Genomic DNA, 26,231 nt, shown 5'->3' on the forward strand with positions numbered 1-26,231 from the left:
CTTCGCCACAGGGAGTGCGGACCACGATGGACGTCATTCTCCGCGCCGACGGCGTGGATCTCTTCTACGGCACCGAGCAGGCCGTCAGTAACGCCGACTTCACGCTCAAGCGCGGCGAAGTGGCCGCCATCATGGGTAGCAGTGGATCCGGTAAGTCCTCATTGTTGTACTGCCTCGCCGGTGTTCTGCCGCCCTCCAAAGGCACTGTGACCTTTGACGGGGTGCAGCTCTCAAGCCTTCCTGACGGAGAACTGAGCGCCCTGCGCCGTACCCGCCTCGGGTTCGTCTTCCAGTACGGGGAACTGTTGCCGGAACTGACCGTCGAAGAGAACGCGGCGCTTCCCCTCCGGCTCGCCGGGATCAGCAAAACTCATGCCCAAGCGATGGCCGCCCAAGTGCTGGGACGGCTCGGGATGGGCGATCTGCTGCGGCGCAGGACTTCGAAGTTGTCAGGAGGTCAGAGTCAGCGCGTTGCGGTTGCGCGGGCTCTGGTCCACCGGCCGGACGTGGTGTTCGCGGACGAGCCGACCGGGGCGCTCGACAGCGCCAACGCCGATGCCGTGCTGGACGAGTTCCTTCAGTTGGCTCGAAGGCAGAAGACAGCCGTCGTCATCGTCACCCACGACGCGGAGGTGGCGGGCAAAGCAGATACGCAGTACACGATGGCGGACGGCGTCCTGGCCCAACGGGTGGCGGTGTGAACCCGTTCGTCCTCGGAGTGCGTTTGCTGTGGGGAAGCGGACGTCGAGGGCAGGCCCGCTTCCTCCTGATGGCGCTGGGCTCGGCGCTCGGAGTGGCGTGCCTGGCCGCCGTCCTCACCATCCCGTCGATCCTGACCGCCCATGACACGCGCACGGCTGCCCGTGAACCAAGCGCCGGTACAAGCAATGTCCTGTATCAGGAATTCCGGGATCCTTACGGGTCACAACCACTCCACCGCGTCTTCGTCGCACGGAAGAGCTCCGGGCCCACCCCTGTCCCCCCGGGAATCGAGAGGCTTCCTGACGCCGGCAAGGCAATCGTTTCGCCGAAGCTCGCCGAGATTCTGGCCGCTAATCCGAGGACAGCTGGTCTTGTCCCCGGCCGCGTCATCGGAACTATCGCACCAGAGGGATTGGGCGACACCGAAGACCTGTACGCCTACATCGGCACCACTCCGGCCGAGCTGACCGAAGCAGAGGAACTGGGCGGCTTCGGCACCGGTCGGCCGTGGCGAACCATCGTCGACCCGTCGACTCTCAGCATTCTCCGATTCACCCTCGGGTGCATCGTGCTGCTCCCCCTCGTCATCTTCCTCTCCGTCTGCGCGCGGCTCTCCGGTGAGACGCGTGCCCGACGGCTCGCCGCCCTGAGGCTCGTCGGGCTCAGCGCCAAAGACACGCTGCGGGTCAATGCTGGGGAAAGCGTTGCCGCCGCCTCGGTCGGAGCCGTGCTCGGAGTGGTGGGATACCTCGGCGCCAACGAAGTCATGGCGCGCGTCGGCTTGCCCGGACTGCACTGGTACCCGGCGGATGGCCGGCCGCCGGTTTTGACCCTTGCGGTGTGTCTGCTGGGTTGTCCGACACTCGCATGGGTCGTAGGGCAGTACAGCGCACGCCGGGCCGCCCTGTCCCCGATCAGCGTGCGGCGAACCGGGGAACGGAAAGCTCCGAAGAAATGGGGAATGCTGCTGTTGATCCCGGGGGTCGGGGTCATTGGCGGTTACTGCATGCTCAGCCTGATGGGGCGAGACCCCTCAGGTGGATCGGCCAATTCCCTGTTGGTTCCTGGTGCCGTGCTGTTGACCGGTGCGGGACTCGTCTTCGGGCTGGCGCCGAGCACTGCATGGTTGGCGCGGCGCCTGGCGGGAGCGGCCAAGTCCCTGCCGGTGGCGCTGGCTATGCGGCGTACGGAGGTTGACCCGGGCTCATCGTTGCGGGTGGTCACGGGCCTCGTGGTGCTGGTATTCGGAGCCTCGCTCACTCAAGGTGTGCTCGTCGAACTGGACCAAGTGAGCCGCTCCACAAGCCCTGTCCAGGAGTACGGCCTTCCGTTCAATCACCTAAGTGACCGTCAGCTGCTTGAGGCAGTCAAGGTGGGAGGTGTGCAAACTCATGCCATGTTCTCGCAGTCATGGAGCGCACCCGGTGGGGACAACAATCCCAGTACATACGCCGTGGTTGCTACATGTCAGCAGTTCGCCGTCTTCGTGGAGAAGGCGGAGGGATGCACCGAGAACAAGGTGCTCCGACTCCAGGATCATAATTTCTCCATCGACGCCGAAGCCGTCCCGGGCAGAAGCTTCCCTTTCCTATTGAGCAATGGACGGAAGCTTGACGTCACTGTCCCAAAGGAGAGTGTAACGGTTCAGTCCTACCAGCCTTCGTACTTCTCCGGACCCAGTCTTCTCATTCCACCGTCACTGATCCCTGACGGAACTGTCCTTGCAGAAGGCAATCTCGTTCTTGTCAGCGACGCCGACCCCGACACCGTCCGTTCCGTCCTCGACGACATCGGCGCTATCGCCCCCACTTCCTCCGTCGACCCCATAGGGATCGGCATCGACGCTCTCGCTCAGCTCACCGTCATCCGCAGTCTTCTCGCCGTCGGCATGGTGCTCGGGCTCGTTATCGGGGTTGCCGCCTTTGTCGTGTCCGTGGCCGATCGGGCCATGGAGCGGCGGGGGCAGGTGACCGCGCTTGCCTTGTTGGGGGCTCGGGCCGGGACGTTGCGGGTGGTGCAGGTTGTGCAGGTGTTGCTGCCGTTGGTGGTGGGGCTGGGGGCGGCGATTGTTACCGGGTGGCTTGCCGAGTCCAGTTATCTGATCACCGGCGGTGGTGCCGTGCACTGGGACTGGGAAGGGTTGCCGTTGCTGTTCGCCTGTGCGCTGGGGGTGCTGTTCGCGGCCGGTGTGGCCTCCGTGCCGATGGTGCGGCGGCACATCGATCCCGAGCACATCCGGCGGGATTGATCGGGATTGATCTCGTCCGGGGCGATGAGTTCCGGGCCCGGCGGGGGTCGTATTTCTCAGATGCCCGCCCCGTACCGCCACCCCAGGAGATCTCCATGGCCGAGAACGTCGTCAAGGGTCCCGCCAGTTACTTCCCCTCCATCGAGAAGAAGTACGGCCGGCCGGTCTCCGAGTGGCAGGAGCTCATCCGTTCCTCGCCGCTCACCCAGCACATGGAGCTCGTCGCCTGGCTGAAGGCCGAGCACGGGCTGGGCCACGGGCACGCCAACGCGCTCGTGGCCCACACGCTTGCCGGGGCGAAGTGACCTGCCGGCTTCACGCCGCCAGTTCGTGGGCCGTGCGGGCCTTCACCCGGCTCGTCAGCGTCACCGTCGCCGCCGCCGTCGCCGTTCCCGCCACCAGGGCCGTCCACCACAGGGCCGCCGGGCCGACGGCCGTGTAGGTCGCGACGCCCAGGGTGAGGGCCGCGAAGCGGGCCGTCCCCCACGTCCAGCTGAAGGCGCCCTGGTAGCGGCCCCGGGCGTGGGCCGGGGCCAGGTTGGCGACGACCCCGGCGGCGATGCCGGCGACGACGACCTCGCCCAGGGACCAGACCACGACCGACACGGTGTAGCCGACGACTCCGTCGGCCAGGCCGGTGAGCGCCACCCCCACGGCGATCAGCGTGCTTCCCGCGCCCTGGACGGCGAGCTGCGGGAACCGGGCCAGCCAGGCCGTCGCGAAGGGCTGCAGGGCCACGACCATGATCGCGTTGACCGCCGCCATCGCCCCGTACACCGCGGGCGAGAGGCCGCTGTCGCGGACGGCGAGCGGCAGGGCGACCTCGGTGAGCGAGTACACGAAGAGCTGGACGCCGAAGAGCGGGAGCAGCAGGAGTGCCAGGCGGTCGCGGAGGACCACTCCGTAGCCGATGCCGTCCTTTCTCCTTTCGTTCCGCTTCTTTCCGTCGTCGCCCTTTCCGTCCGGCTTCCGCGGGGTCGTCGTGCGCCTCGGTTCGGGCAGGCGGACCGCCACGACCAGCGCGTACGCGAGCATCGAGCCCGCGTCCACGGCGAAGAGCAGCCAGTAACCCTGCGCGGCGAGGTAGCCGCCGAGGACGCCCGCGACGGCGGTGCCGATGTTCACGCCCCAGCCGAAGAGGGCGTACGCGCGTTGGCGGCGTCCGCTGTCGACGGCGTCCGCGAGCAGCGCGTACGCCGCCGGGGACACCGTGCCGCCCGCCGCGCTGATCAGCAGCGCCGCCGTTGCCATCGTCCATACGCCGGGGGCGAGGAAGAGCGCGCCCTGCGCCGCGGACGCGCCGATCAGTCCGATGAGCATGGTGGGGCGGCGCCCGATGCGGTCGGCGAGGATGCCGCCGACGGCGGGGCCGAGGAGGTTGCCCGCGCCGAGTGCGCCGAGGACGTACGAGGTCTCGGCGCCGGTCACTCCGCGCGAGGCGAGGAAGAAGACCAGGAACGGGGTGACGAGGTAGCCGAGGCGGTTGACGATCGTTCCGGCGAAGATCGTCCAGACGACGGGCGGGAGGCCGCGGAAGGAGGACGGGATCGGTGAGGGCATGGGAGGAGACTGCGGGAGCATCCCCACCGACCTCCATTGATTAAGCTCAGACCGAATCCAACCCGGTCAGGCCGGTCGGGACGGTCAGGCCGCTCGCGCGCCGCACGCCAAGGGACAGGTGAACTGTGGAATCCGGGCTCAGCTTCTCCGCCGCCGACCTCGCCCAGACGCGCTTCGCCGTCTCCCCCCTGTGGGAGGTCGTCACCAGCTACCGCGTCCTCGCCCGCCTGCCCGACTCCGTTCCCCACCGGCGCTGGGCCGCCCAGGTCCGGCCGCGGATCGTGCGGGCCGGGCTCGACCGGGGCTGGCTCGCCGCGCTCGTGCCCGCCCACGGCTATCTCGCCGATTTCCTCAACCCCACCCCAGCCGGGCCCTTCCCCACCCTCGGCGCCGAACTCGACGCCGTCCGCCGCACCCCCGCCGAGCAGGTACGGACCGATCTCGGCATGCTGGCGAAGGAGAACGAGGCCGGAGCCAGGACCCGCCTGCTGTACGACGATCCCGCTGCCGCCCTTCCGAAGGTCGCGGACGAGATCGAGACCTACTGGGAACTCGCTCTCGCCCCCTACTGGGCGCGGATCCAGCACGTACTCGAAGCCGATGTCTTCCACCGGGCCCGGCAGGTCGCCGAGCACGGTTCGGCCCGGGTCCTGAGCGAGCTCCACGAGACCGTGCGGTGGGACGACGGCACCCTGCGTCTCGTACGGCGACACTGCTCGCTCAGCCGTGACCAGGCCGGTTCCGGGCTGCTGCTCGTTCCGTCCGTCTTCGCCTGGCCCCAGGTCCTCACCCGCTCCGTTCACCCCGACCCGCCCCAACTCGCCTACCCGGCCCGCGGATTCGGCTCCGTATGGGAACCCCGTACCGCCGGCGCCGCCACGGAGGCCGTCGCCGCCGTTCTCGGGCGCTCCCGCGCCCTGCTCCTCACCGAGCTCGACACCCCCGCCTCCACCACCCAGCTCGCCACGCACTGCGGCCTGTCCGCGGCCGGGGTCTCCCAGCACCTCATCGCCCTCCGGAACGCCGGGCTGGTCACCGCGCACCGCAGCGGGCGCTCCGTGCTGTACGCCCGCACCGCCGTCGCCGACCAGCTCCTCAACCCCTGAGGGAACAGCGGGACGTGAGAGATCATGAGGGGATGGACTCTCCTTTCCATCCCTTCTGGTCAGAGCGTTCCGTGGTACGGGACGGGGTACGGCTGATCTGCCGCGACTGGGGCGGCCGAGGCAGTCGGGGCGGCTCCGGGGCCGACGTACTCCTGCTGCACGGGCTCGCCGGGCACGCCGGCGAATGGGACGCCACCGCCCGGCTGCTGCGGGAATCCGGTCACCGCGTCGTCGCTCTCGACCAGCGCGGACACGGCGGCAGCGAGCGGCACCCCGGGGACGTCTCACGGGCCTCGTACGTCGCCGACGCCGTCGCCGTCATCGACGAACTCGGGCTCCGCCGACCCGTGTTGGTCGGACAGTCGCTCGGCGGGAGCACCGCTCTCCTCACCGCGGCCGCCCACCCCGAGCTGCCGCGCGCCCTCGTCCTCGTCGAGGCCGGACCCGGCGGATCCGACCCCGGCGTCCAGGAGCGGATCGGTGGCTGGCTGCGGGCGTGGCCGGTGCCGTTCCCGTCGCGGGAAGCGGCCGCCGCGTACCTGGGTGGCGGCACGGAATCCGTAGGGGACGGCTGGGCCCGCGGGCTCGAAGAGCGCGTCGACGGGCTGTGGCCGCGTTTCGACCCCGAGGTCATGGTGCGGTCCCTCGACGAGAACGCCACCCGCGCCTTCTGGGACGAATGGGCCGCCCTCGCCTGCCCCACCCTCGCGGTCCTCGGCCAGGGCGAACGGGGCGGGATCATCGGCGGCGAGGAGTACGCGGAGATGGTCCGGCTCCAACCCGCGCTGCGCGGCGTCAGCCTGCCCGGCACCGGGCACGACCTGCACCTGGAGCGGCCCGAGCTCCTGCACCGGCTGATCGTCGGGTTCCTTCGGGATTCCTGACTCCTGGCTCCTGGCTCCTGACTCCTCCGCCGGGTTCTTTCCCGGCTTCTCTCCCCAACTTCTGTTGTTCCCCCTCTTCTTGCCTTGGAGTGCACTCCAGTTCCTAGAGTGCGGCCATGCGCTATCGGGTACTCGGCGGGACCGGGATCGAAGTCAGTACGTACTGCCTCGGCACGATGATGTTCGGTGCCGTCGGCAATCCGGACCATCAGGAGTCCGTACGGGTCATCCACGCCGCCCTCGACCGGGGCATCAACTTCGTCGACACCGCCGACATGTACTCGGCCGGCGAGTCCGAGGAGATCGTCGGAAAGGCGCTGCGCGACCCCCGCCGCCGCGACGAGACCGTGCTCGCCACCAAGGTGTACTTCCCGTTCGGCGGCGAAGGCCCCAACCGGGGCGGTACCTCCCGCCGGTGGATCACCCGGGCCGTCGAGGGCAGCCTCAAGCGGCTCGGTACCGACTGGATCGACCTCTACCAGGTCCACCGGTCCGACCACCGTACGGACATCGAGGAGACCCTCGACGTCCTCGGCGACCTCGTCTCCCAGGGGAAGATCCGGGCCTTCGGCTGCTCCACCTTCCCCGCCGAGGAGATCGTCGAGGCCCACGCCGTCGCCGAGCGGCGCGGGCTGCGCCGCTTCCGCTCCGAACAGCCGCCGTACTCGCTGCTCGCGCGGGGCGTCGAGGCGTCCGTCCTGCCGGTCGCGCGGCGGTACGGGATGGGGGTGCTGACCTGGAGCCCGCTCGCCTCCGGCTTCCTCAGCGGCAAGCACCGCAAGGGGCAGCCGGTCGACCTCACCAGCGGACGCGCCGCCCTCACCCCGCACCGATTCGACCCGTCGGTCCCCGGAAACGCCGCGAAGCTCGACGCCGTCGAGGAGTTCGTCGCGCTCGCCGACGAGATCGGCTGCTCCCTGCCCGAGCTCGCGATCGCCTTCGCCGCCGCGCACCCGGCCGTGACCTCCGTCATCATCGGACCCCGGACGATGGAGCAGCTGGAAGGCCTGTTGAAGGGCGCGCCCCTCCTGCTCACGGACGACGTCCTGGACCGGATCGACGCGATCGTGCCGCCGGGGACGAACCTCTACCAGCCGGACGGGGCCTGGCGGTCCCCCTCCCTCACCGAAATCGCGGCCCGGCGACGGCCGTTGGAGGAACGGGCTGCCGAGTAAGGGCGACGGAGGGCGGCGGAGGGGCGAACAGGTTGCTGGAGGGGGTCGGGACGGGTCGGGTCGGCTCGGGTCGGGTCGACTTGGTGCTTTCCGGAAGGGGCGTCAGGACGTGCTGAACTGCTCCGTGCCCACCACCCCGAGCAGTGCGAGCCGCTCCCCCGCGTCCGTGCCGGGCGGCGGGGTGAACAGGACAAGGCGCTGCTCACCCTCCGGGGCGAGCAGCACCTGGCAGTCCAGGTCCACCGGGCCGATCACCGGGTGCGCTACCCGCATCCGGCTGTGCCGGCGGACCGCCACCTCGTGCCGGTCCCACAGCTCCGCGAACTCCTCGCTCGCCCCGCGCAGCCGCTCCACCAGCCGGGTCGCGGCCGGGTCTCCGGAACGGCGGCCGAACGCCGCGCGCAGGTCGGCGACATGGAGCCGGCTGTAGTACGTGTGCTCCTCGGCCGGGTACGCCGTACGGGCCTCCGGGTCGGCGAACCAGCGCCAGACGACGTTCCGGCCGTGCTCCGACACCGTGCACACCCCGCCGAGCAGCGCACGGGCCATCGCGTTCTGCGCGAGGACGTCCCCGAGGTCGCTCAGGACCTGTGCCGGAGTCGTCTCCAGCTGGTCGAGGAGGTGCAGCAGCCCGGGCGCGACGTGGTCGCCGGCCACCGGGCCGGCGGGCGGGCGGTGGCCGGCGAGGAGGTGGAGGTGGTCGCGTTCGTCGGTGTCGAGCCGCAGCGCGCGGGCGAGCGCCGCGAGCATCTGCGGTGAGGGCTGCGGGCCTCGGGCCTGTTCGAGGCGGATGTAGTAGTCGGCGGACATGCCGGCGAGCTGGGCGACCTCCTCGCGGCGCAGTCCTGGCGTACGGCGCCGGGGACCGGCCGTGAGGCCCGCGTCCTGCGGTCGAACCCGCTCGCGGGAACGGCGCAGGAAGTCGGCGAGTTCGCGGCGGTTGATCGTCATGCGGCTCATCCTGCCGGATCGGTCCGGGGTCTTCCCGGGCCTTCCGGGACCTGAGGGGCGTGTGCGGGCTCGGGGGTTGAAGGCCTTGTGTGGCCTGGAGGGATTGAGGCTCCTGCGCGGCCGGGAGGGCCGAAAACCCAGAGACCCGAGGGCCCGAGGGTCCGAAAGTCCGAGGGCCCGAAAGTCCGAGGGCCCGAAAGTCCGAGGGCCCGAGGGTCCGAGGGTCCGCCTCCGGGGCGGTCACGCGTTCAGCCAGGGACTCGCGATCCCAGGGTCGGAAGGGCTCTCCCGTCTGTCCTCGGGGGTCGGCAGGGTCCTCGGTGTCAGCCAACGACACCCCCTCACCCCACCACCGGGAGCAGCGATCATGGCCACCGTCACCGTCGGCACCGCCCACGTCCGCTACGACGTCGAGGGCTCGGACCCCGGGCCCGCCCTTCTCCTCGTCCACGGCACCGGTTCCGGTGGCGCCGTCGTCAACTGGGGGCAGACCGCGCCCCGCTTCACCGCCGGCCGTACGGTCATCACCCTGGACCTGTCCGGCGCCGACCGGACCACCGACGACGGCGGGCCGCTGACCGTCGAGGCGCTCGCCGCGCAGGTGATCGCGGTCATCGAGGACGCCGGCACCGGCCCCGTCGACCTGCTCGGCTTCTCCATGGGGTCCGTGGTGTCGGCGGCCGTCGCCGCCCTCCGCCCCGACCTGGTCGGCCGGCTGGTGCTGGTGGCGGGGTGGGCGTACACCGACGGCGACGAGTACCTGCGGAACCTGTTCACGCTGTGGCAGCGGCTCGGCGAGTTCGACCCGGCGGGCTTCGGGCGGAGCGTGACGATGACCGGGTTCAGCCGGGGCTTCCTCAACGCGATCGGCCGCGAGGGCGTCGAGGCTCTCGTCCCGAACATGCCGCCCACCCCCGGCACCCTGCGGCACGTGGCGCTCGACCTGGAGGTCGACATCCGTGGGCTGCTGCCCTGGATCACGGCGGAGACGCTGGTCGTGGGGTGCTCGCAGGACGCCACCGTCCCGGTGGAGAACAGCCGGGACCTGCACGCGGCGATCGCCGGCAGCTCGTACGCCGAGATCGACGCCGGTCACGTGGTCTTCTTCGAGAAGGAGGACGAGTTCGTGAAGACGGTGGCGGACTTCCTCGTCCTCGCCGGTGCGTGACGCCTGGCCGTCCGTAGGGACGGGTCGGCTGCTCGGTGGCGCGCGTACCTCCCCGGGGCGGAACCGTGCTGCGGGCGGGTGATTTCTTCTTTTTTCCCGGCCGGCATCCGCGCGGTGTCGAGAACCGGCCCACGGCTCCGACTCTCCTGCGAGAGGCAGTATCCACGTGAGGAGGACGTCATGAAGTACCTGGTGATGGTGCAGGGCGCGCAGGCCGACTACGAGGCCATGGTGGGCCGCCCCACCGCGAACAGTCCCGCCTGGAGCAAGCCGGACCTCAAGGCGATGTTCGACCACATGAACGCGATCAACGAGGAGCTGACGGCGTCCGGCGAGATGCTCGACGCCCAGGGCCTCGCCGCCCCGGCCACGACCCGGTTCGTGACGGTGGACGGAGACGGCAAGCCGCTCGTCACGGACGGCCCGTACGCGGAGACCAAGGAGGTCATCGCCGGCTACTGGGTCCTCGACTGCGCCTCCCTGGAACGGGTGACGGAGATCGCCGCCCAGGTGGCCCGCTGTCCGCAGCCGGCCGGCGCACCGGAGTACCCGGTCGTCATCCGCCCGATCGACGAGACGGGGCCGGCCCAGGACTGACGGCGGGCCCGGGTCGGTGGCACGCACCCGGCACTGTCGGTGCCGGGTGCGAGGATCCCCGTATGAACAGCGGACCCCTCGACTTCCAGCAGGTCACAGCTCCCGACGGCGTCTCCCCCGAGCTGCGGCGGGAGCTCGTCGACTGCTGGACAGAGGTGACCAACGCCGGCGGGGCAGCGGGATTCCCGTTCCCTCCCATCGACGCGAGCCTGGCCGCCCCGGCCGTCGACGCGCTCGTCGCGGGCCTCGCGCCCGAGACGAGCCGCCTCGTGGTCGCGAGGGTCGACGGCGGCCTCGCCGGGTGGCTGAACGTGCGCCGTGACCCCTTCGAACTCATCGCCCACTGGGGGACGCTGCACCATGTGCAGACCCGGACGGGCCTGCGCGGACGCGGCATCGGGGCCGCCCTCATGCACCGCGTACGGGAGGTCGCCCGCGACGAGATGGGCCTGGAACAGCTCCGTCTGGCCGCGCGCGGCGGTGTCGGCCTCGAGGAGTTCTACGGCCGCCTCGGCTGGCGGGAGACCGGTCGCTGGCCCGGGGCCCTCCGGCTGGCGCCCGGGGACGACCGCGACGAGATCCTGATGGTCCTCGGACCGCTCTGACCCGGGCGGCCCGGCGTCACAGGTTCTTCCGTCACAGATTCTTCTTCCGTCACAGATTCTTCCGTGCGTTCCGTGCGTTCCGTGCGTTCCGTCAGTGCATTCCGTGCGGGCCGCCCGCGATGTGGGGCCGGCCCCGGGGGATGAGGAAGGGCGAGGCGAGGGCGGTGGCCGCCGCCGCCAGGACGCAGAGGGCGAAGGCGGTCGTGAGGCCGTCCGGGGTGGGGGCCTTGGCACCCAGGGCGACGGTGGAGACGACCGCCACGCCGATGGAGCCGCCCAGCTCGTGGAACGTGTTCACGATGCCGGACGCGAGGCCCGCCTCGTGCGGGGTGATCAGGCCGAGGGCCGTCGTCGTCGCCGTGACGAAGACCGCGCCGAGTCCGAGCGCCGCCGTCGCGAGGGCCGGCAGGAACGTGGTCCAGGGGCCGGAGCCGGGCTCCAGGAGCGCAGGCGGCAGACAGCCCAGGGCCGCGACCGCCATGCCTCCCGTCGCGCAGGCGCGCGGTCCGGCCGTCGTCACCAGACGGGAGCCCAGGTGGGCACCGATCGCCGTGGTGAGCGCGACCGGGAGGAAGAAGAGGCCGGTGCGGAGGGCGTCGAGGCCGTGGACGTGCTGGAGCCGCATCGAGCCCAGGAAGAAGAACGAGATGAGGAGCGCCGTCGCGACCAGCATGAGCAGTGACCCCGCGACGACCGGCCGCCTGGTGAGCATCCGGAGGTCCATCAGCGGAGTGCGGCTCCTTCGCTCGGCCGCCGCGAAGGCCCCGTAGAGGGCGAACGCGCCGAGCAGGGTCAGGAGCGTCGCGGCGGACGTCCAGCCGGAGTCGCCGGCGCGGACGAGGCCGTACACGAGGGCGCCGGTCGCCGTCGTGACGAGGAGTGCGCCGGGGACGTCAAGGCCGCCTCGGGTCGCGCCTTCCTTCTCGCCCACGCCTCCGTGCCGCTTCATCGTGGCCGTTGGAAGGGACTTCGGGAGGGCGACCAGCAGGGCGACGCCCACCGGGACGTTCACGTAGAAGACCCAGGGCCAGCCGGGGCCGGCCGTGAGGGCGCCGCCGAGGAGGACGCCGACCGCTGAGCCGGTGCCGCCGATGGCCGCCCAGACGCCCAGCGCCCTGGGCCGCTCGCGGCCGGGGAACAGGGTGGTGACCAGGGCGAGTGCTGCGGGGGAGAGGAGTGCGGCGCCGATGCCCTGGGTGACACGGCCGCCGAGCAGGACGGTGGCGTTCGGCGCCAGGCCACAGGCCAGGGACGCGGCGGTGAACAGGGCGAGGCCGGTGAGCAGGACCCGGCGGGCGCCGAGGGCGTCGGCGAGCCGGCCGCCGAGGAGCATGAGCCCGCCGAAGCAGAGGGTGTACGCGGTGACGACCCAGGTCAGGGCGGTGCGATCGAGGTCGAGGTCGGTCGCGAGGGCGGGCAGGGCGACGTTCACGACCGTCACGTCGAGGACCAGCATGAACTGGGCCGCGCAGATCATCGCGAGGGCGGTCCAGCGGCGCGGGTCCGGGACGTGACCCGGGGCATGGTCCGGAGCGTGACCCGGGTCGTGGGCAGGGACGTGGTCCGGGTCGTGGGCAGGGGAGGGCACGGCGGAAGGAGTGGGCATAACTGAACTGTACGGGACAGTACAGCTGAACTCAACGGTACAGTTCCGTTGGTAGGGTGAGGCCATGGACGCCCAGCCCGCCAAGCCCGCCCCCACCGGCGCCCGCGCCGCCCGCAAGCGGCAGGCCGTCGTACGGGCCGCCCGCGACCTCTTCCTCCGCGAGGGCTTCGGTGTCGGCATGGACGCCATCGCCGCCGAGGCGGGCGTCTCCAAGGTGACCGTCTACAACCACTTCGGCAGCAAGGAAGCCCTCTTCACCGCCGTCGTCGCCGGCGCCCTCGACGAGCCCCTGGCCGACGGCGGGCCGGCCGGCGGGCCCGACCTCGCGCGGCTCGTCGAGGCCGAGGGGCCCGAGGAGCTCAGGGCCGCGCTCACCGAGGCCGGCCGCGCCTGGGTCCTGGCCGTGCGCGGCGACGCCGAGGGCCGCGCCCTGCGGACCCTCGTCGCCACCGAACTCCACCGCTTCCCCGAACTGGGCCGCGCCTGGCGCGCGCACGGCCCCGCCGGCCACCACCCCGCCGTCGCGGACGCCCTGCGCACCCTCGCGGACCGGGGCCGCCTCGACATCCCGGACCTGGAGGTCGCCGTCCTCCAGCTCTACTCGCTGCTCGTCTTCCCGCAGATGGTCATGGAGCAGTACGGGACGGAGATCGGCGAGGAGCTGAGCGAACGGCTCGTCGCCGACGGGGTGGAGATGTTCCTCCGCCGCTACGCCCCCGCTCCCGCCCCCTGACGGATCCGGGCCAGCGTCGCGTCCAGGTCGTCCGCGGCGCACGCGCTTCCCCGGTTGTACGGGAGCCTGCCCAGCATCAGGGCCATGCCGCAGGTGTGGGTGAGCGCCGAGAAGACCAGTCCGCCCGCGATGCCCGCCGAGAGCAGCTGGAACGCGGGGTGGACGAGGAGCCCGAGCGCGAGACCGAGCAGGACGAGCGACCCCGCGACCAGTCTGACCTGGCGGTCCATCGCCCACACCGGCTTCGCCGGGCCGCCCGCCGGGCGATCGAGGCCGTGGCCGCGGGCCGCCCAGCCGCTCGTACCGCCGTCGAGGTCGTGCACGGTGATGCCGTGCCCGGCGAGCCGGGCGCAGGCGGCGGCCGAGCGGCCGCCGGACTGGCAGACGACGAGCAGCCCGCCGCGGTCCGCCGCCTCCCGGAGCGCGGGAACGGCCCGGTCGAGCCGGTCGAGCGGGACGTTGAACGCGCCGGGCACGTGCCCGGAGGCGTACTCCGCGGGTGTGCGCACGTCGACGACGGTGAGCCCGGCCAGCCGGGCGCGGGCCTGGTCGGGGTCGAGCAGGAGGGGTGCGTTCATGGCAGCTGTCATCCTTGGTCTTCGAGGAACCCCGTGCGGGGATAAATTACCCCCTGGGGTATCTATGGAGGAGCGGCTGTGGAACTGGATCTCGCGGGTACGGAGCTCAAGGCGGTCCTGAACCGGCTGCGACGCGCCCAGGGCCAGATCGCCGGCGTGATCCGGATGATCGAGGAGGGCAGGGACTGCGAGGAGGTCGTCACCCAGCTGGCCGCCGCCTCCCGCGCCCTCGACCGGGCCGGGTTCGCGATCATCGCGACCGGGCTCCAGCAGTGCCTGACCGAGGCCGAGGACGGGCGCGCGAACGGCGAGGACCGCGAGGCGATGCGCGCCCGGCTGGAGAAGCTCTTCCTGTCGCTGGCGTAGCCGCGCCGCCGGGTCCGGGCCTCGGGACGGTGGCGCGACGCCCTCGCCGGGCCACCACGTCGCCGAAGCGGGTCGGGAGGCCGAGCGCGTACGCGTCCATCCGCTCCAACTCAAGCGGAATTCTATCCGTTTGACAGGAGGGGCGGGTATGCTCGGAACAGAGAGCGGTCGGAGCAGGGGGACGGGACGCGTACGAAGGGCAGAGGAGCCGACCAGATGAGCACGGAGAACCCTCGGGCCGGAGGCGCGGCGGCGGCGCTGCTCGGTCTGCTTCCCACCGTCGGCGCCCCCGCCCCCGAGCGCGCCGACGCGGCCCGCAACCGGCGCAAGATCCTCGACGCCGCCGCCCGGATCGTCGCCGAGGACGGCCCCGACGCCGTCACCATGAACCAGGTCGCGCACGCCAGCGGCATCGGCGTCGGCACCGTCTACCGCCGCTTCGGCGACGTCTCCCAGCTCCTGTGGGCGCTCCTCGACGACCGCGAGCGCCAGTTCCAGGAGGCGTACATGAGCGGACCGCCGCCGCTCGGACCGGGCGCGCCCGACGCGGAACGGCTCGACGCCTTCCTCGACGCGCTCGTCGACCGGGTCGGCGAGCAGCGCGCGATCCTGCTCGCCGCGCACTCCGCCGCGCCCCGCGCCCGCTACCACGGCGGCGCCTACCGGGTGATGCACACGCACGTCGCCCTGCTGATCGGGCGGCTCAGGCCCGGGTCCGACAGCACGCTCCTGGCCCACCTGCTGCTCGCTCCGTTCTCCCCCGACGTCATGCACCACCTGACGACCGAGCAGGAACTACCGGCGGACCGGCTGAAGGCGGGAGTACGGGAGCTGCTCCGGTTGCGGGCCTGAAGGCAGGGGACGGGAGCCGCTCTCCGGCCGCGAGCCCGAAGGCGGGCGTACGGGAGCCGCTCCGGCCGCGGGTGCGGGTACGAGGCATCAGGGGCCCCGCCGCCCCAGTGCCGCAAGGCCGTCCAGCACCCTTCCCAGGCCGAAGCGGTACGCGTGTTCCGCGTCGTACAGGCCCTCGTACGCGATCGCCGACGCCTCCCCCACCCGCGCCGCCAGCGGGAACCGGGTCTCGTCGAGGACCCGGGCCAGCAGGGGCTCGTGGGCGGCCCACCACTCGCCGTCGGACATCGCGCTCTCGCGCGCCACCGCCCGGGCGTCCAGTTCGGCCCGCGCGCCGGACTGCACGAAGCCGAGGACGTACGTCAGGGCCGAGTCGCGGGCCACGTCGTCGAGCCCCAGCCCTTCGAAGGCGCCGAGCTCGTACTCGTACTTGGTCATCACGCCGGGGCCCAACGGCGCCCGTACGATCCGGAGTTCGACCAGCCAGGGGTGGCGCAGGTGCAGTGCCCGGTTGGCGTCGGCGACCGCCGTGACCCGGGACCGCCAGGGCTCGTCGGGGCCGAACGGCGGCCGGTCCATCCGCAGGAAGACGGCGTCGAGCATGAGGTCGAGGAGCTCGGCCTTGCCGGGCACGTAGGTGTAGAGCGTCATCGGGGTCACGCCGAGGTGCTGGGCCACCGCGCGCATGGTGAGCGCGTCGAGTCCGCCGCCGTCCGCGAGGGCGAGGGCGGCGTCGACGACCGCGTCGACGGTGAGGCCCTGCCGGGGGCCACGGCGTCCGGCCGGGGCCCCGGTGTCGTCGCGCCACAGGAGTTCCAGGGTGCGCGCCGGGTCGCCCCCGCCGCTGCTGCTCTTTCCCTTCGAGTCCTTCGAGGCCGCCATGTCGTTCCGTTCTCGCAGGTCAGGACCATTCTTGCTAACTTTATACGCTGTATAGAGTACCCTTCTCCGTTCCAGAGGACGGCCATCGGAGGGCGCACGCATGAACCACCCCGTCGCAGCGGACAGCCACCACGTCATCCAGGTCCGCGGGGCCCGGGAGAACAACCTCAGGAACGTCGACGTCGACCTACCCAAGCGCCGCCTCACCGTCTTCACCGGAGTCTCCGGCTCCGGGAAGTCCTCCCTCGTCTTCGGCACCATCGCCGCCGAGTCGCAGCGCCTCATCAACGAGACCTACAGCGCGTTCCTCCAGTCCTTCATGCCGACCCTCGCCCGCCCCGACGTGGACGGACTCCACAACCTGAGCGCGGCGATCGTCGTCGACCAGGAGCGGATGGGGGCCAACTCCCGGTCCACCGTGGGCACCGCCACCGACGCGTACACGATGCTGCGGATCGTCTTCAGCCGCCTCGGCACCCCGCACATCGGCACCTCCGGCGCCTTCAGCTTCAACCTGCCCGAGGGCATGTGCCCGCGCTGCGAGGGCGCCGGCGAGGTCTCCGACATCGACGTCGACGAGCTCGTCGACCGGTCCAGGTCCCTCGACGAGGGCGCGATCACCGTCCCCAACTTCGCGGTGGACTCCTGGTACTGGCGGATCATGGCCGAGTCCGGCTTCTACCCCCGCGACAAGAAGCTCGCGGACTTCACCGAGCGGGAGTGGGAGGACTTCCTCCACAAGCCGTCCTGCAAGGTGAAGGTGGGCAGCAACTCCTTCACCTACGAAGGGCTCGTGCCGAAGGTCCAGCGGCTCTTCCTCGCCAAGGACCGGGAGTCGCTGCAGGCCCACATCAAGGCCTTCGTCGACCGGGCGGTCGTCTTCCGCGCCTGCCCCGAGTGCGAGGGCGCCCGGCTCACCAGGGCCGCGCTGTCCTCCCGCATCGACGGGGTGAACATCGCCGAGTGCTCGGCGATGCAGATCAGCGACCTCGCCGCGTTCGTCCGCCGGATCGAGGAGCCCTCCGTCGCCCCGCTCCTCGCCGGCCTGCGCGAACTGCTCGACTCGCTCGTCGAGATCGGCCTCGGCTACCTCTCCCTCGACCGGTCCTCCGGCACGCTCTCCGGCGGCGAGGCGCAGCGCGTGAAGATGGTCCGTCACCTCGGCTCCCCGCTCACCGACGTCACGTACGTCTTCGACGAGCCCACCACCGGACTGCACCCGCACGACGTCCGGCGCATGAACGACCTGCTCCTGCGGCTGCGCGACAAGGGCAACACCGTCCTCGTCGTCGAGCACAAGCCCGAGGTCATCGAGATCGCCGACCACGTCGTCGACCTCGGGCCGCGGGCCGGGACCGCGGGCGGCGAGATCTGCTACAGCGGGAACGTGCCGGGCCTGCGCACCTCCGGCACCCTCACCGGGAACCACCTCGCGCACCGGGCGAAGCTCCGCCCCGAGGTACGCGTCCCCACCGGCGCCCTCGCCATCAGCGGCGCCACGCAGCACAACCTGAAGGACGTGAGCGTCGAGATCCCGACCGGGGTGCTGACCGTGGTCACGGGCGTGGCGGGCTCCGGCAAGTCCTCCCTCATCCACGGCAACCTGCCGGGCCGCGAGGGGGTCGTCGTCGCCGACCAGTCCCCCATCCGCGGCTCGCGCCGCTCGAACCCGGCGACGTACACGGGGCTCCTCGGCCCGATCCGTACGGCCTTCGCCAAGGCCAACGGCGTCAAGGCCGCCCTCTTCAGCGCCAACTCGGAGGGCGCCTGCCCGCGCTGCAACGGCCTCGGGCTCGTCTACACCGACCTGGCGATCGCGGCCGGCGTGGCCTCGGTCTGCGAGGAGTGCGAGGGCAGGCGGTTCACGCCCGAGGTCCTCACCTACCGGCTGGACGGGAAGAACATCCACGAGGTCCTGTCGCTGTCGATCGAGGAGGCGTACGACTTCTTCACGGCCCTCTCGGCGAAGAGCCAGGCCCGCACGATCCTCGGCCGCCTGAAGGACGTCGGCCTCGGCTACCTCCGCCTCGGCCAGCCGCTCAACACGCTCTCCGGCGGCGAGCGCCAGCGCCTCAAGCTCGCCATCCACATGGCGGAGAAGGCCGCCGTCTACGTCCTCGACGAGCCGACCACCGGCCTGCACCTCGCCGACGTCGACCAGCTCCTCGCCCTCCTCGACCGCCTCGTCGAGGCCGGCAACACGGTCGTCGTGATCGAGCACCACCAGGCCGTCATGGCCCACGCCGACTGGCTGATCGACCTGGGCCCCGGCGCGGGCCACGACGGCGGCCGGATCGTCTTCGAGGGCACCCCCGCGCAACTCGTCGAGAAGGGTGACACGCTGACCGCACGTCACCTCCGGGAGTACGTGGGCGGCTGATCCGGGCCTCGGAGGGGCCGCGAGGGCGTCGGGACGGGTACGCACGCGAGACCGTCGCACTCGTCCCCCCGGCGCCGTCCGCACGGGAGCGCGGGCCCACCACGTGCGCGCCCGGCACCCCGCCCCGGTCCGCCGACCCGTCCACCCGCTGAAACCGTCTGGACCGAACCGCGCGACGGGGCGCACGATCACGCCATGACGAACGATTCCAGGACCTTCCTGATCCTGCACGGCTACCAGAACCACCGCCCGCCCGGCCACTGGCAGCACTGGCTCGCCGGGGAGCTGCGGGCGCGGGGGCACGAGGTGCGCTACCCGCAGCTGCCCGCGCCGGACGCGCCCGTTCTCGCGGAGTGGCTCGCGGCCCTCGACGAGCACGGGGAGCGGCCGGCCGAGGGTGAGTTCGTCGTCCTCGCGCACAGCCTGGCCGTGCTGCTCTGGCTGCGGGCGGGCGGGCGCAGACCGGACGCCGACCGGGTGCTGTTCGTCGCCCCGCCCTCACCGCCCGTGACCGCGTCCATTCCCGAGATCGCCTCCTTCGCGGACGGGCTCGACCTGACGGAGCCGGGGATCGACGCACGGCTCGTGTACGGCGACGGCGACCCGTACTGCCCGGAGGGCGCCGACCTGCACTACGGCGTCCCCCTCGGCCTCGACCTGGACCACGTACCGGGCGGCGAGCACTTCACCCCCGACTCGGGGTACGGGGAGTGGGCGTCGCTCCTGGAGTGGTGCGAGGACCCGACGGTACGGATCAAGGGCCGGTAGAGCGGTCCGGCGACCGCCGTCGTCACCCGGACGCCCGCCGTGGCCCGTCGGCAGGACCGTTCGTGAACGCCCGGACGCCCGCCGTGGCCCGTCGGCAGGACCGTTCGTGAACGCCCGGACACCCGCCGTGGCCGGTCGGTAGGCTCGGCCGGATGTATCCGGAGACCGCACCGTACGACCAGGGCCTGCTCGACGTGGGCGACGGGAACCGCGTCCACTGGGAGGTCTCCGGCAACCCGGCGGGCCGGGCCGCGCTCATCGTCCACGGCGGGCCGGGCTCCGGGTCCTCCGCGCGCGGTCGGCGGTACTTCGACCCGGAGGCGTACCGGCTCGTCCTCTTCGACCAGCGCGGCTGCGGCCGCTCCACCCCGCACGCGAGCGACCCCGCCACCGACATGGCCGTGAACACCACCGCGCACCTGGTCGCCGACATGGAGCGGCTGCGCGAGCACCTCGGGATCGACCGGTGGCTGCTGTTCGGCGGCTCGTGGGGCTCGACCCTGATCCTGGCGTACGCCGAAGCCCACCCCGGGAGGGTCTCCGCGATCGTCCTCAACGGCGTGACCACCACCCGCCGCTCCGAGATCCACTGGCTGTACGAGGGGGTCGGCCGCTTCTTCCCGGAGGCCCACGAGCGCTTCCGCGCGGGCGCCGGGCGGGCCGGCGGCCTGGTGGGGGCCGGGGACCCGGTCGAGGCGGGAGGTCCGGTCGAGGCGGGAGGTCCGGTCGAGGCGGGAGGTCCGGTCGAGGCGGGAGGTCCGGTCGAGGCCGGAGCCGGCGCCGCTCGGCTCGTCGCCGCGTACGCCGCTCTCATGAACCACCCCGACCTCGCCGTACGGCAGAGGGCCGCCGCCGACTGGTGCGCCTGGGAGGACGCCGTGCTCTCCCTCGAAGGCATGGGCACCCCGTACACCGATCGCGTCGACGACACCCGGCTCGGCTTCGTCCGTATCTGCTCCCACTACTTCGCGCACGGCGCCTGGCTCGAGGAGGGGGCGCTGCTCCGGGACGCCCACCGGCTCGCCGGCGTCCCCGGCGTCCTCGTCCACGGCCGCGCCGACCTCGCGGGCCCCCTCGGCACCGCCTGGGAGCTGGCCAGGGCCTGGCCGGACGCCGAGCTCCGGGTGGTCGAAGGCGCAGGTCACCTGGGTGGCGAGGAGACTCGGAGGCATCTCCTGGACGCCCTCGACGGCTTCGCGAAGGGGTGAGTCCACCGGGCGGGCGGCCCGCCCCGGCGGGATGATCGGGGGTATGAGCACCGGGACCCCTCCCGCCCGGCCGGCCCCCGTTCGGCGGCCGTGAAAGCAGTGAAAGCGACGAAAGCGGTGAAGCCCACAAATTATCCCGAACCTTCCAGGAATTGACAATTCCAGATTTCAATCCTGCTTCGTAGGACAGGAATTGTGGAGAAGGTGTTCACAGAAGGCCCGGCGGATCGCTAACTTCCCCTCAACCTCGTCCGTAACGGGAAGGACTTCTGTGAACGCCACCCAGCGCCGAGCCGCGGCCATTCTGGCCGCCGCCGCTCTCGCCACCCCCCTGGTCCTCTCCTCCCCTGCCACCGCGGGGCAGGACCCGGCGGCGGCACCCGCCCGCGATGCCGCCAAGCTGGCGAAGAAGCTGGTCCGCGAAACCTCCGCGCAGGGCGCCTACAGGCACCTGCAGAAGTTCCAGGCGATAGCCGACTCGGCCGGCGGCAACCGCGCCGCCGGCACGCTCGGGCACGACGCCTCGGCCGCGTACGTGTACACGCAACTCAAGAAGGCCGGCTACGACGTCTCGTACCAGAAGTTCGACTTCATCTACACGGAGACGCTCGCGGAGAAGGCCTCCGTCGTCGCCCCCGCGCCCCGGACGCTCGGCGTCAAGGCGATGACGTACACCAAGTCCACCCCCGTCGGCGGCATCACCACCGACCTCGTGGCCGTGCCCGTCGACGCCGACGGCACCACCGGCTGCGAGCCGGCCGACTACGCCTCCGACACCTTCACCGGGAAGATCGCGCTGATCAAGCGCGGCGGCTGCTCCTTCGCGATCAAGCAGCAGCAGGCCGCCGCGGCCGGCGCCGCCGCCGCCGTCGTCTACAACAACGTCGAGGGCGTCCTCTCCGGCACCCTCGGCGACCCGGCCGCCGGCAAGATCCCGACCGGCGGTCTCACCCAGGCCGAGGGCGAGCAGCTCGCCGCCGACCTCGCGAAGGGCCCGGTCTCGCTCTCCCTGGAGATCCGCCAGCTCCAGGAGAAGCGCGTCACCAACAACGTCATCGCGGAGACCAGGGGCGGCAACGCCGCCAACACCGTGATGCTCGGCTCGCACCTCGACTCCGTCACCGCGGGGCCCGGCATCAACGACAACGGCTCCGGCTCCGCCGGCCTCCTCCAGGCCGCCCTGGAGCTCGCCGAGTCGAAGGACAAGGTCCGCAACAAGGTCCGCTTCGCCTGGTGGTCGGCGGAGGAGAACGGCCTCCTGGGCTCCACGCACTACGTGAACACCCGCACGGCGCTCGACAAGAAGGAGATCAAGCTCTACCTCAACTTCGACATGATCGCCTCGCCGAACTACGGCCTGTTCGTCTACGACGGCGACAACTCCGACGGCGTCGGCGCCGGCGCGGGACCCGAGGGCTCGGCCCAGCTGGAGCGGGACATCACCGACTTCATGGACAGGCGCGGGGTCCCGCACGAGGGCACCGACTTCACCGGCCGCTCCGACTACGGCCCGTTCATCGGGGTCGGCATCCCCTCCGGCGGCACCTTCACCGGCGCCGAGGGCATCAAGACCGCCGCCCAGGCCGCCAAGTACGGCGGCGAGGCGGGCGTCGCGTACGACGTGAACTACCACGCCGCGGGCGACGACCTCGGCAACATCGACATGACGGCCTTCGACGTGAACATCGACGTCATCGCCAACGCCGTGGGCACCTACGCCCACGACATCTCCTCCCTGCGCAAGCCGGTCGTCTCCGTCCCGACCGAGGGCGACGCGGGCAGCGGCGGCGGCCTGCACGACGACCACCACGAGGTCACCGAGTAGTCACCTCCGGCGGCGGCGGGCGGTCCCGAAGAGCGAGCGGCTGATCTCCCGGCCCAGCTGGGTGCCGATCGACCGAGCCAGGGACGTGAACACCCCGCTGCCCACCACCTGTTCGGCCGGCGAGGGCTCCTCCTTCTGTCGGGGAGCCCTCGCCGGCGTCTTCGCGGCCTCCGCCGCCGTCTTCGCGGCCTCCGCATCGGTCGCCGCCTCCAGGGCCGCCGCCTCCGCCGCCCGCTGCTCGGCCGTCAGCTTCTCGTACGCCGACTCCCGGTCCACCGCCTCCGCGTACCGCCCGTACAGCGGCGAGCTCCGCACCGCCGCGTCGAGCGCCGCCGCGTCGAGCGGGCCCATCAGCGACTCCGGCGCCCGCAGCCGGGTCGCCGCCACCGGGGTCGGGGCGCCCTCCTCGCTCAGTACGGTGACCACCGCCTCGCCCGTACCGAGGCCCGTGAGCACCTCCTCCAGGTCGTACGGCGAGTTCGGGAACGTCCGTACGGTCGCCTTGAGGGCCTTCGCGTCGTCCGGGGTGAAGGCGCGCAGCGCGTGCTGCACCCGGTTGCCGAGCTGGGCGAGCACGTCCGGGGGGACGTCCTTCGGCGTCTGCGTCACGAAGAAGACGCCGACCCCCTTCGAGCGGATCAGCCGCACCGTCCGGGTGATCGACTCCAGGAACGCCTTCGACGCCCCGTCGAAGAGCAGGTGCGCCTCGTCGAAGAAGAAGACCAGCTTCGGCTTCTCCAGGTCGCCGACCTCCGGAAGGTCGTGGAAGAGGTCCGCGAGCATCCACATCAGGAACGTCGAGAAGAGCTGCGGCTTGTCCTGCACCGACGGCAGCTCCAGGACCGAGACGATCCCGCGCCCGTCCGCCGCCGTCCGCAGGAGCTCGGCGGTGTCGAACTCCGGCTCCCCGAAGAAACCGCCCGCGCCCTGCTGCTCGAAGGCCGTGAGCGCCCGCAGGATCACCCCGGCCGTCGCCGTCGAGATCCCGCCGATCCCCTTCAGCTCGGGCTTCCCGGTGTCCGATACGAGGAAGGCCACCACCGCCCGCAGGTCCTTGAGGTCCACCAGCTCGAGGCCCTTGGAATCCGCGTAGTGGAAGATCAGGCCGAGCGACTGCTCCTGCGTCCGGTTGAGCCGGAGCACCTTGGAGAGCAGTACGGGGCCGAAACTGGTCACCGTGGCGCGCACCGGGACGCCGGGGCCGGTGCCGCCGAGCCCGTAGAACTCGCAGGGGAAGCCCTTCGCCGCCCAGCTCTGCCCGACCTGGGACGCCCGCTCCCCGACCCTCTCTCCGCCCTCGCCGGGGGCCGCGATCCCGGAGACGTCGCCCTTGATGTCGGCGAGGAAGACCGGCACCCCGTGCGAGGACAGCTGCTCGGCGATCAACTGGAGCGTCTTCGTCTTGCCGGTGCCGGTCGCGCCGGCCACCAGGCCGTGGCGGTTGAGGACGGGCAGCGGGATGCGGACCGGCGCGTCCGGGTGACAGACACCGTCCCAGAGCAGGGCCCCCAGATCGAGTGCCGCGCCGTCGAAGGCGTATCCGGCGGCGATCCCGGCGGCGGGTCCGGCGAGGGCGGCCGGGGCGGCCGCCGGGACGGCCGGGGCCTCACCCGTCGCCCCGCCCGGTGCCTCCCCCGGCTGCTCGCTCCGCTCGCTCACGCTCATGACGGCACCCCGATTTCCCTTATGTCACGGTTCGCACCAGCATCCCACCGGCCTCGCGTGGCTGCGCCGGGAGCCGCTCGCCCGGTAGGCTTTCCGTGTGATCTTCAAGCGCATCGGAAACGGAAAGCCGTATCCCGACCACGGCCGGGAAAGCACCCGGCAGTGGGCGGACGTCGCCCCGCGCCCGGTCCGCCTCGATCAGCTGGTCACCACCAAGGGCCAGCTGGACCTGGAGACGCTGCTCGCCGAGGACTCCACCTTCTACGGCGACCTCTTCGCGCACGTCGTGAAGTGGCAGGGCGATCTCTACCTCGAGGACGGACTGCACCGCGCCGTCCGCGCGGCGCTCCAGCAGCGCCAGGTGCTGCACGCCCGCGTCCTGGAAATGGACTGAGCCGGCTCCGCTTCCACTGACCCTTTCGGGGTCAGTTCGCCCCCATCCGGACGCGATCACATGATCATCAAGTAGGCATCGCCGACGGGCGGCATTACGCTGCGCTCATGAGCATGCTCACTCCCCCTGGAATGGGCGGAAAGTACCGCATCACGGGGGACGTCTACCCGCGCATGCGCCGCCCCCACCGCCGGCGCAGGATCATCCTCGCGAGCGCAGCCGCCGTGGTCGTGCTCGGCGCGGCCGGCTGGGGCACGCTCCAGCTCGTCGACGTCTTCTCCGGCGACGAGGGGAAGAAGACGACCGCCGCCGGGAAACAGACCGACTGCAAACCCGTCGCGAGGGCGACCGCCCCGCCCGCCGCCACCCTCCCCAAGCCCGCCCAGATCACGGTCAACGTCTACAACGCGACCCCGCGCAGCGGTCTCGCCAAGACGACCGCGGACGAGCTCAAGAAGCGCGGCTTCAAGATCGGAAAGGTGGGGAACGCGCCCACCGCCTACGACAAGAAGGTCCCCGGCGCCGGGCTGCTGCTCGGCGCCACGACCGCCGCCAAGGGCGCCTTCCCGGTCCTCGGCACCCAGCTCAAGGGCGCCACGACCAAGACGGACACCCGGGCCACGGCGGACGTGGACCTGATCATCGGGACCGCCTTCAAGGCCCTGGCCCCGAAAGCGACGGCGGACGCGGCCCTGGTCGCCCTGACCAAGCCCGCGCCCGCGGCCAAGCCCTGCACCCAGGGCTAGGAGTTCCTGCTCGGCGGCGCCGCCGTGACGTCTGTCCGGCGGCGCCGTGCGCCGTGACGTGACGTCTACTCGGCGGAGCCGCCGTGACGTCTACTCGGCAGAGCCGTACATGCGGTCGCCCGCGTCGCCCAGGCCCGGGACGATGTAGCCGTTCTCGTTGAGGCGCTCGTCGACCGAGGCCGTCACGACGGTGACGGGGGTGCCCGCGAGTTCCCGCTCCATGACCTCGACGCCCTCGGGGGCGGCGAGGAGCACCACCGCGGTCACGTCGTCCGCGCCACGCTTGATGAGCTCCTGGATCGCCGCGACCAGCGTGCCGCCGGTCGCCAGCATCGGGTCCAGGACGTAGACCTGGCGGCCCGAGAGGTCCTCCGGCATCCGCGTGGCGTAGGTCGACGCCTCCAGCGTCTCCTCGTTGCGGATCATGCCGAGGAAGCCGACCTCGGCGGTCGGGAGCAGCCGGACCATGCCGTCGAGCATGCCGAGCCCGGCGCGCAGGATCGGGACCACCAGCGGACGCGGGTACGACAGCTTGACGCCGGTCGTGGGCGTGACGGGGGTCTCGATGTCGACCTGCTCGGTCCGGACGTCCCTGGTGGCCTCGTAGGCGAGCAGGGTGACCAGCTCGTCGGAGAGCCGACGGAAGGTCGCGGAGTCCGTGCGCTTGTCGCGCAGCGTGGTGAGCTTGTGGGCGACCAGCGGGTGATCGACGACGTGGAGACGCATGACTCAACAGTAGCCCGCCGCGCACTGGCATCGATCCACGCCGCTGGGGGAAGGTGGGGAGCACGGGGACCCAGCGATGGGGTGGAGTGTTCGATGCCCGACCTTGCAGAGAAGCGTGGCGAGCCCCCCGAGGAACCTCGCCCCGAGACCGACACGGAGCGCCGCAGGCGCCGCGCCCAGTTCCTGCGCGAGCTGAACGAGGCGAAGGCACTCCGCGAGCGCGTGCAGCCGAGACGCGCGCGGGCCGCCCGGATGCGGCAGCAGATGCGGATGCGCACCTTTCGCTGGTGAGGGCCCCACGGGGCGGCACGCCCCGCCCCCGCCTCCCCGCCGGTGAACGGCCCCGGTCCCGCCCGTTGTGCGCCCCCTCCGCGCGCCGGGGTCGCACGCCCACCCGATCGCGGGGTCGTTCAGACTGATGCACGACGCAAGAGCAGAAGACCTCTCCTGTGGGCGTCGTTTCTGTCACGATGCCGATTGGGCGGGGCATCAGGAGCGCGCCGCCG

General features: G+C 71.7%; 26 protein-coding genes. 19 read left to right on the plus strand and 7 right to left on the minus strand.

Features of this window, described 5'->3' with window-relative positions; translation table 11 throughout:
- Positions 1–26: 26 nt before the first annotated feature.
- The 3 genes from ACFWUY_RS03470 to ACFWUY_RS03480 all read left to right on the plus strand — a co-directional run bounded on the left by ACFWUY_RS03470 (position 27) and on the right by ACFWUY_RS03480 (position 3,255).
- On the plus strand, positions 27–701 hold the full coding sequence (locus ACFWUY_RS03470) for an ABC transporter ATP-binding protein (RefSeq protein ID WP_384101517.1): 675 nt from the start codon (positions 27–29) through the stop codon (positions 699–701).
- Entirely contained in the window at positions 698–2,950 is a 2,253-nt protein-coding gene (locus tag ACFWUY_RS03475) for an FtsX-like permease family protein (RefSeq protein ID WP_384101519.1), read from the plus strand. Before ACFWUY_RS03470 ends, ACFWUY_RS03475 begins: the two co-directional genes overlap by 4 nt.
- A gap of 95 nt (positions 2,951–3,045) precedes the next feature.
- Positions 3,046–3,255, plus strand: coding sequence for a DUF4287 domain-containing protein (locus ACFWUY_RS03480; protein WP_384101521.1), 210 nt, complete (start codon positions 3,046–3,048; stop codon positions 3,253–3,255).
- A 10-nt stretch (positions 3,256–3,265) separates the two neighbouring features.
- On the opposite strand, the gene ACFWUY_RS03485 is transcribed toward ACFWUY_RS03480, so the two are convergent.
- Positions 3,266–4,510 (minus strand): MFS transporter, encoded by a 1,245-nt coding sequence (locus ACFWUY_RS03485; RefSeq protein WP_384101523.1) that lies wholly within the window; start codon positions 4,508–4,510, stop codon positions 3,266–3,268.
- Between the two features lie 125 nt (positions 4,511–4,635).
- On the opposite strand from ACFWUY_RS03485, the gene ACFWUY_RS03490 reads away from it, so the two are divergent.
- The 3 genes from ACFWUY_RS03490 (at position 4,636) to ACFWUY_RS03500 (ending at position 7,675) form a co-directional block, all read left to right on the plus strand.
- Positions 4,636–5,616 carry a DUF5937 family protein gene (locus ACFWUY_RS03490; RefSeq protein WP_384101525.1) on the plus strand — a complete coding sequence of 327 codons (981 nt, stop codon included), beginning with the start codon at positions 4,636–4,638 and terminating at the stop codon, positions 5,614–5,616.
- Positions 5,617–5,648: 32 nt separating this feature from the next.
- Entirely contained in the window at positions 5,649–6,500 is an 852-nt protein-coding gene (locus tag ACFWUY_RS03495) for an alpha/beta fold hydrolase (RefSeq protein WP_384101526.1), read from the plus strand.
- A 116-nt stretch (positions 6,501–6,616) separates the two neighbouring features.
- Entirely contained in the window at positions 6,617–7,675 is a 1,059-nt protein-coding gene (locus ACFWUY_RS03500) for an aldo/keto reductase (RefSeq protein ID WP_384101527.1), read from the plus strand.
- 102 nt (positions 7,676–7,777) lie between these two features.
- Here the strand turns inward: ACFWUY_RS03500 and ACFWUY_RS03505 are convergent, their stop codons facing one another.
- Entirely contained in the window at positions 7,778–8,635 is an 858-nt protein-coding gene (locus ACFWUY_RS03505; protein ID WP_384101529.1) for a helix-turn-helix transcriptional regulator, read from the minus strand.
- A 358-nt stretch (positions 8,636–8,993) separates the two neighbouring features.
- On the opposite strand from ACFWUY_RS03505, the gene ACFWUY_RS03510 reads away from it, so the two are divergent.
- From ACFWUY_RS03510 to ACFWUY_RS03520, 3 genes are all read left to right on the plus strand, one after another.
- A complete protein-coding gene (locus tag ACFWUY_RS03510) occupies positions 8,994–9,794 on the plus strand; it encodes an alpha/beta fold hydrolase (protein WP_384101531.1) in 801 nt (266 codons plus the stop codon).
- Between the two features lie 180 nt (positions 9,795–9,974).
- Positions 9,975–10,391, plus strand: coding sequence for a YciI family protein (locus tag ACFWUY_RS03515; RefSeq protein ID WP_384101533.1), 417 nt, complete (start codon positions 9,975–9,977; stop codon positions 10,389–10,391).
- A gap of 62 nt (positions 10,392–10,453) precedes the next feature.
- Positions 10,454–10,996 (plus strand): GNAT family N-acetyltransferase, encoded by a 543-nt coding sequence (locus ACFWUY_RS03520; RefSeq protein WP_384101535.1) that lies wholly within the window; start codon positions 10,454–10,456, stop codon positions 10,994–10,996.
- A 91-nt stretch (positions 10,997–11,087) separates the two neighbouring features.
- On the opposite strand, the gene ACFWUY_RS03525 is transcribed toward ACFWUY_RS03520, so the two are convergent.
- Complete coding sequence (locus ACFWUY_RS03525) at positions 11,088–12,602, minus strand: DHA2 family efflux MFS transporter permease subunit (RefSeq protein ID WP_384101537.1); 1,515 nt, start codon at positions 12,600–12,602, stop codon at positions 11,088–11,090.
- A gap of 64 nt (positions 12,603–12,666) precedes the next feature.
- On the opposite strand from ACFWUY_RS03525, the gene ACFWUY_RS03530 reads away from it, so the two are divergent.
- Positions 12,667–13,335: a TetR/AcrR family transcriptional regulator gene (locus ACFWUY_RS03530; RefSeq protein WP_384101539.1), complete on the plus strand. Its 669-nt coding sequence runs from the start codon at positions 12,667–12,669 to the stop codon at positions 13,333–13,335.
- On the opposite strand, the gene ACFWUY_RS03535 is transcribed toward ACFWUY_RS03530, so the two are convergent.
- The gene (locus tag ACFWUY_RS03535; protein ID WP_384101541.1) at positions 13,311–13,913 is read right to left on the minus strand and encodes a rhodanese-like domain-containing protein; all 603 of its coding nucleotides are present in this window, start codon (positions 13,911–13,913) and stop codon (positions 13,311–13,313) included. The genes ACFWUY_RS03530 and ACFWUY_RS03535 overlap by 25 nt on opposite strands.
- A gap of 78 nt (positions 13,914–13,991) precedes the next feature.
- Here ACFWUY_RS03535 and ACFWUY_RS03540 point away from each other — a divergent pair, with 78 nt between their 5' ends.
- Together ACFWUY_RS03540 and ACFWUY_RS03545 are read left to right on the plus strand one after the other, a co-directional pair.
- Positions 13,992–14,279: a metal-sensitive transcriptional regulator gene (locus ACFWUY_RS03540; protein ID WP_384101543.1), complete on the plus strand. Its 288-nt coding sequence runs from the start codon at positions 13,992–13,994 to the stop codon at positions 14,277–14,279.
- Between the two features lie 216 nt (positions 14,280–14,495).
- On the plus strand, positions 14,496–15,131 hold the full coding sequence (locus ACFWUY_RS03545; protein WP_384101545.1) for a TetR/AcrR family transcriptional regulator: 636 nt from the start codon (positions 14,496–14,498) through the stop codon (positions 15,129–15,131).
- 87 nt (positions 15,132–15,218) lie between these two features.
- On the opposite strand, the gene ACFWUY_RS03550 is transcribed toward ACFWUY_RS03545, so the two are convergent.
- On the minus strand, positions 15,219–16,013 hold the full coding sequence (locus ACFWUY_RS03550; RefSeq protein WP_384101547.1) for a TetR/AcrR family transcriptional regulator: 795 nt from the start codon (positions 16,011–16,013) through the stop codon (positions 15,219–15,221).
- 100 nt (positions 16,014–16,113) lie between these two features.
- Here ACFWUY_RS03550 and ACFWUY_RS03555 point away from each other — a divergent pair, with 100 nt between their 5' ends.
- The 4 genes from ACFWUY_RS03555 to ACFWUY_RS03570 all read left to right on the plus strand — a co-directional run bounded on the left by ACFWUY_RS03555 (position 16,114) and on the right by ACFWUY_RS03570 (position 22,194).
- Positions 16,114–18,393: an ATP-binding cassette domain-containing protein gene (locus ACFWUY_RS03555; RefSeq protein WP_384101549.1), complete on the plus strand. Its 2,280-nt coding sequence runs from the start codon at positions 16,114–16,116 to the stop codon at positions 18,391–18,393.
- A gap of 195 nt (positions 18,394–18,588) precedes the next feature.
- On the plus strand, positions 18,589–19,161 hold the full coding sequence (locus ACFWUY_RS03560) for an RBBP9/YdeN family alpha/beta hydrolase (RefSeq protein WP_384101551.1): 573 nt from the start codon (positions 18,589–18,591) through the stop codon (positions 19,159–19,161).
- Between the two features lie 152 nt (positions 19,162–19,313).
- A complete protein-coding gene (locus ACFWUY_RS03565) occupies positions 19,314–20,369 on the plus strand; it encodes an alpha/beta fold hydrolase (RefSeq protein ID WP_384101553.1) in 1,056 nt (351 codons plus the stop codon).
- Positions 20,370–20,640: 271 nt separating this feature from the next.
- The gene (locus ACFWUY_RS03570; protein ID WP_384101555.1) at positions 20,641–22,194 is read left to right on the plus strand and encodes a M28 family metallopeptidase; all 1,554 of its coding nucleotides are present in this window, start codon (positions 20,641–20,643) and stop codon (positions 22,192–22,194) included.
- Here the strand turns inward: ACFWUY_RS03570 and ACFWUY_RS03575 are convergent, their stop codons facing one another.
- Positions 22,195–23,859 (minus strand): helicase HerA-like domain-containing protein, encoded by a 1,665-nt coding sequence (locus tag ACFWUY_RS03575; RefSeq protein ID WP_384101557.1) that lies wholly within the window; start codon positions 23,857–23,859, stop codon positions 22,195–22,197. It lies immediately after the preceding gene.
- A 97-nt stretch (positions 23,860–23,956) separates the two neighbouring features.
- On the opposite strand from ACFWUY_RS03575, the gene ACFWUY_RS03580 reads away from it, so the two are divergent.
- Positions 23,957–24,253: a type II toxin-antitoxin system VapB family antitoxin gene (locus tag ACFWUY_RS03580; RefSeq protein ID WP_015034993.1), complete on the plus strand. Its 297-nt coding sequence runs from the start codon at positions 23,957–23,959 to the stop codon at positions 24,251–24,253.
- Positions 24,254–24,360: 107 nt separating this feature from the next.
- On the plus strand, positions 24,361–24,999 hold the full coding sequence (locus ACFWUY_RS03585) for a LytR C-terminal domain-containing protein (RefSeq protein WP_384101560.1): 639 nt from the start codon (positions 24,361–24,363) through the stop codon (positions 24,997–24,999).
- A 90-nt stretch (positions 25,000–25,089) separates the two neighbouring features.
- Here ACFWUY_RS03585 and upp read toward each other — a convergent pair whose 3' ends face one another.
- Positions 25,090–25,725 carry a uracil phosphoribosyltransferase gene (upp, locus tag ACFWUY_RS03590; protein WP_266894353.1) on the minus strand — a complete coding sequence of 212 codons (636 nt, stop codon included), beginning with the start codon at positions 25,723–25,725 and terminating at the stop codon, positions 25,090–25,092.
- Positions 25,726–25,818: 93 nt separating this feature from the next.
- Here upp and ACFWUY_RS03595 point away from each other — a divergent pair, with 93 nt between their 5' ends.
- Positions 25,819–26,016: a hypothetical protein gene (locus tag ACFWUY_RS03595; protein ID WP_384101562.1), complete on the plus strand. Its 198-nt coding sequence runs from the start codon at positions 25,819–25,821 to the stop codon at positions 26,014–26,016.
- Positions 26,017–26,231: the final 215 nt, after the last annotated feature.

The organism is Streptomyces sp. NPDC058664 (assembly GCF_042716635.1).
Taxonomy (GTDB): Bacteria; Actinomycetota; Actinomycetes; order Streptomycetales; family Streptomycetaceae; genus Streptomyces.

Coding starts and splice junctions, on each gene's coding strand:
- ACFWUY_RS03470 (WP_384101517.1), top strand. CDS start 27: ATGGACGTCATTCTCCGCGCCGACGGCGTGGATCTCTTCTACGGCACC.
- ACFWUY_RS03480 (WP_384101521.1), top strand. CDS start 3,046: ATGGCCGAGAACGTCGTCAAGGGTCCCGCCAGTTACTTCCCCTCCATC.
- ACFWUY_RS03485 (WP_384101523.1), bottom strand. CDS start 4,510: ATGCCCTCACCGATCCCGTCCTCCTTCCGCGGCCTCCCGCCCGTCGTC.
- ACFWUY_RS03495 (WP_384101526.1), top strand. CDS start 5,649: ATGGACTCTCCTTTCCATCCCTTCTGGTCAGAGCGTTCCGTGGTACGG.
- ACFWUY_RS03500 (WP_384101527.1), top strand. CDS start 6,617: ATGCGCTATCGGGTACTCGGCGGGACCGGGATCGAAGTCAGTACGTAC.
- ACFWUY_RS03505 (WP_384101529.1), bottom strand. CDS start 8,635: ATGAGCCGCATGACGATCAACCGCCGCGAACTCGCCGACTTCCTGCGC.
- ACFWUY_RS03510 (WP_384101531.1), top strand. CDS start 8,994: ATGGCCACCGTCACCGTCGGCACCGCCCACGTCCGCTACGACGTCGAG.
- ACFWUY_RS03515 (WP_384101533.1), top strand. CDS start 9,975: ATGAAGTACCTGGTGATGGTGCAGGGCGCGCAGGCCGACTACGAGGCC.
- ACFWUY_RS03520 (WP_384101535.1), top strand. CDS start 10,454: ATGAACAGCGGACCCCTCGACTTCCAGCAGGTCACAGCTCCCGACGGC.
- ACFWUY_RS03525 (WP_384101537.1), bottom strand. CDS start 12,602: ATGCCCACTCCTTCCGCCGTGCCCTCCCCTGCCCACGACCCGGACCAC.
- ACFWUY_RS03530 (WP_384101539.1), top strand. CDS start 12,667: ATGGACGCCCAGCCCGCCAAGCCCGCCCCCACCGGCGCCCGCGCCGCC.
- ACFWUY_RS03535 (WP_384101541.1), bottom strand. CDS start 13,913: ATGAACGCACCCCTCCTGCTCGACCCCGACCAGGCCCGCGCCCGGCTG.
- ACFWUY_RS03545 (WP_384101545.1), top strand. CDS start 14,496: ATGAGCACGGAGAACCCTCGGGCCGGAGGCGCGGCGGCGGCGCTGCTC.
- ACFWUY_RS03550 (WP_384101547.1), bottom strand. CDS start 16,013: ATGGCGGCCTCGAAGGACTCGAAGGGAAAGAGCAGCAGCGGCGGGGGC.
- ACFWUY_RS03555 (WP_384101549.1), top strand. CDS start 16,114: ATGAACCACCCCGTCGCAGCGGACAGCCACCACGTCATCCAGGTCCGC.
- ACFWUY_RS03560 (WP_384101551.1), top strand. CDS start 18,589: ATGACGAACGATTCCAGGACCTTCCTGATCCTGCACGGCTACCAGAAC.
- ACFWUY_RS03565 (WP_384101553.1), top strand. CDS start 19,314: ATGTATCCGGAGACCGCACCGTACGACCAGGGCCTGCTCGACGTGGGC.
- ACFWUY_RS03575 (WP_384101557.1), bottom strand. CDS start 23,859: ATGAGCGTGAGCGAGCGGAGCGAGCAGCCGGGGGAGGCACCGGGCGGG.
- ACFWUY_RS03585 (WP_384101560.1), top strand. CDS start 24,361: ATGAGCATGCTCACTCCCCCTGGAATGGGCGGAAAGTACCGCATCACG.
- upp (WP_266894353.1), bottom strand. CDS start 25,725: ATGCGTCTCCACGTCGTCGATCACCCGCTGGTCGCCCACAAGCTCACC.
- ACFWUY_RS03595 (WP_384101562.1), top strand. CDS start 25,819: ATGCCCGACCTTGCAGAGAAGCGTGGCGAGCCCCCCGAGGAACCTCGC.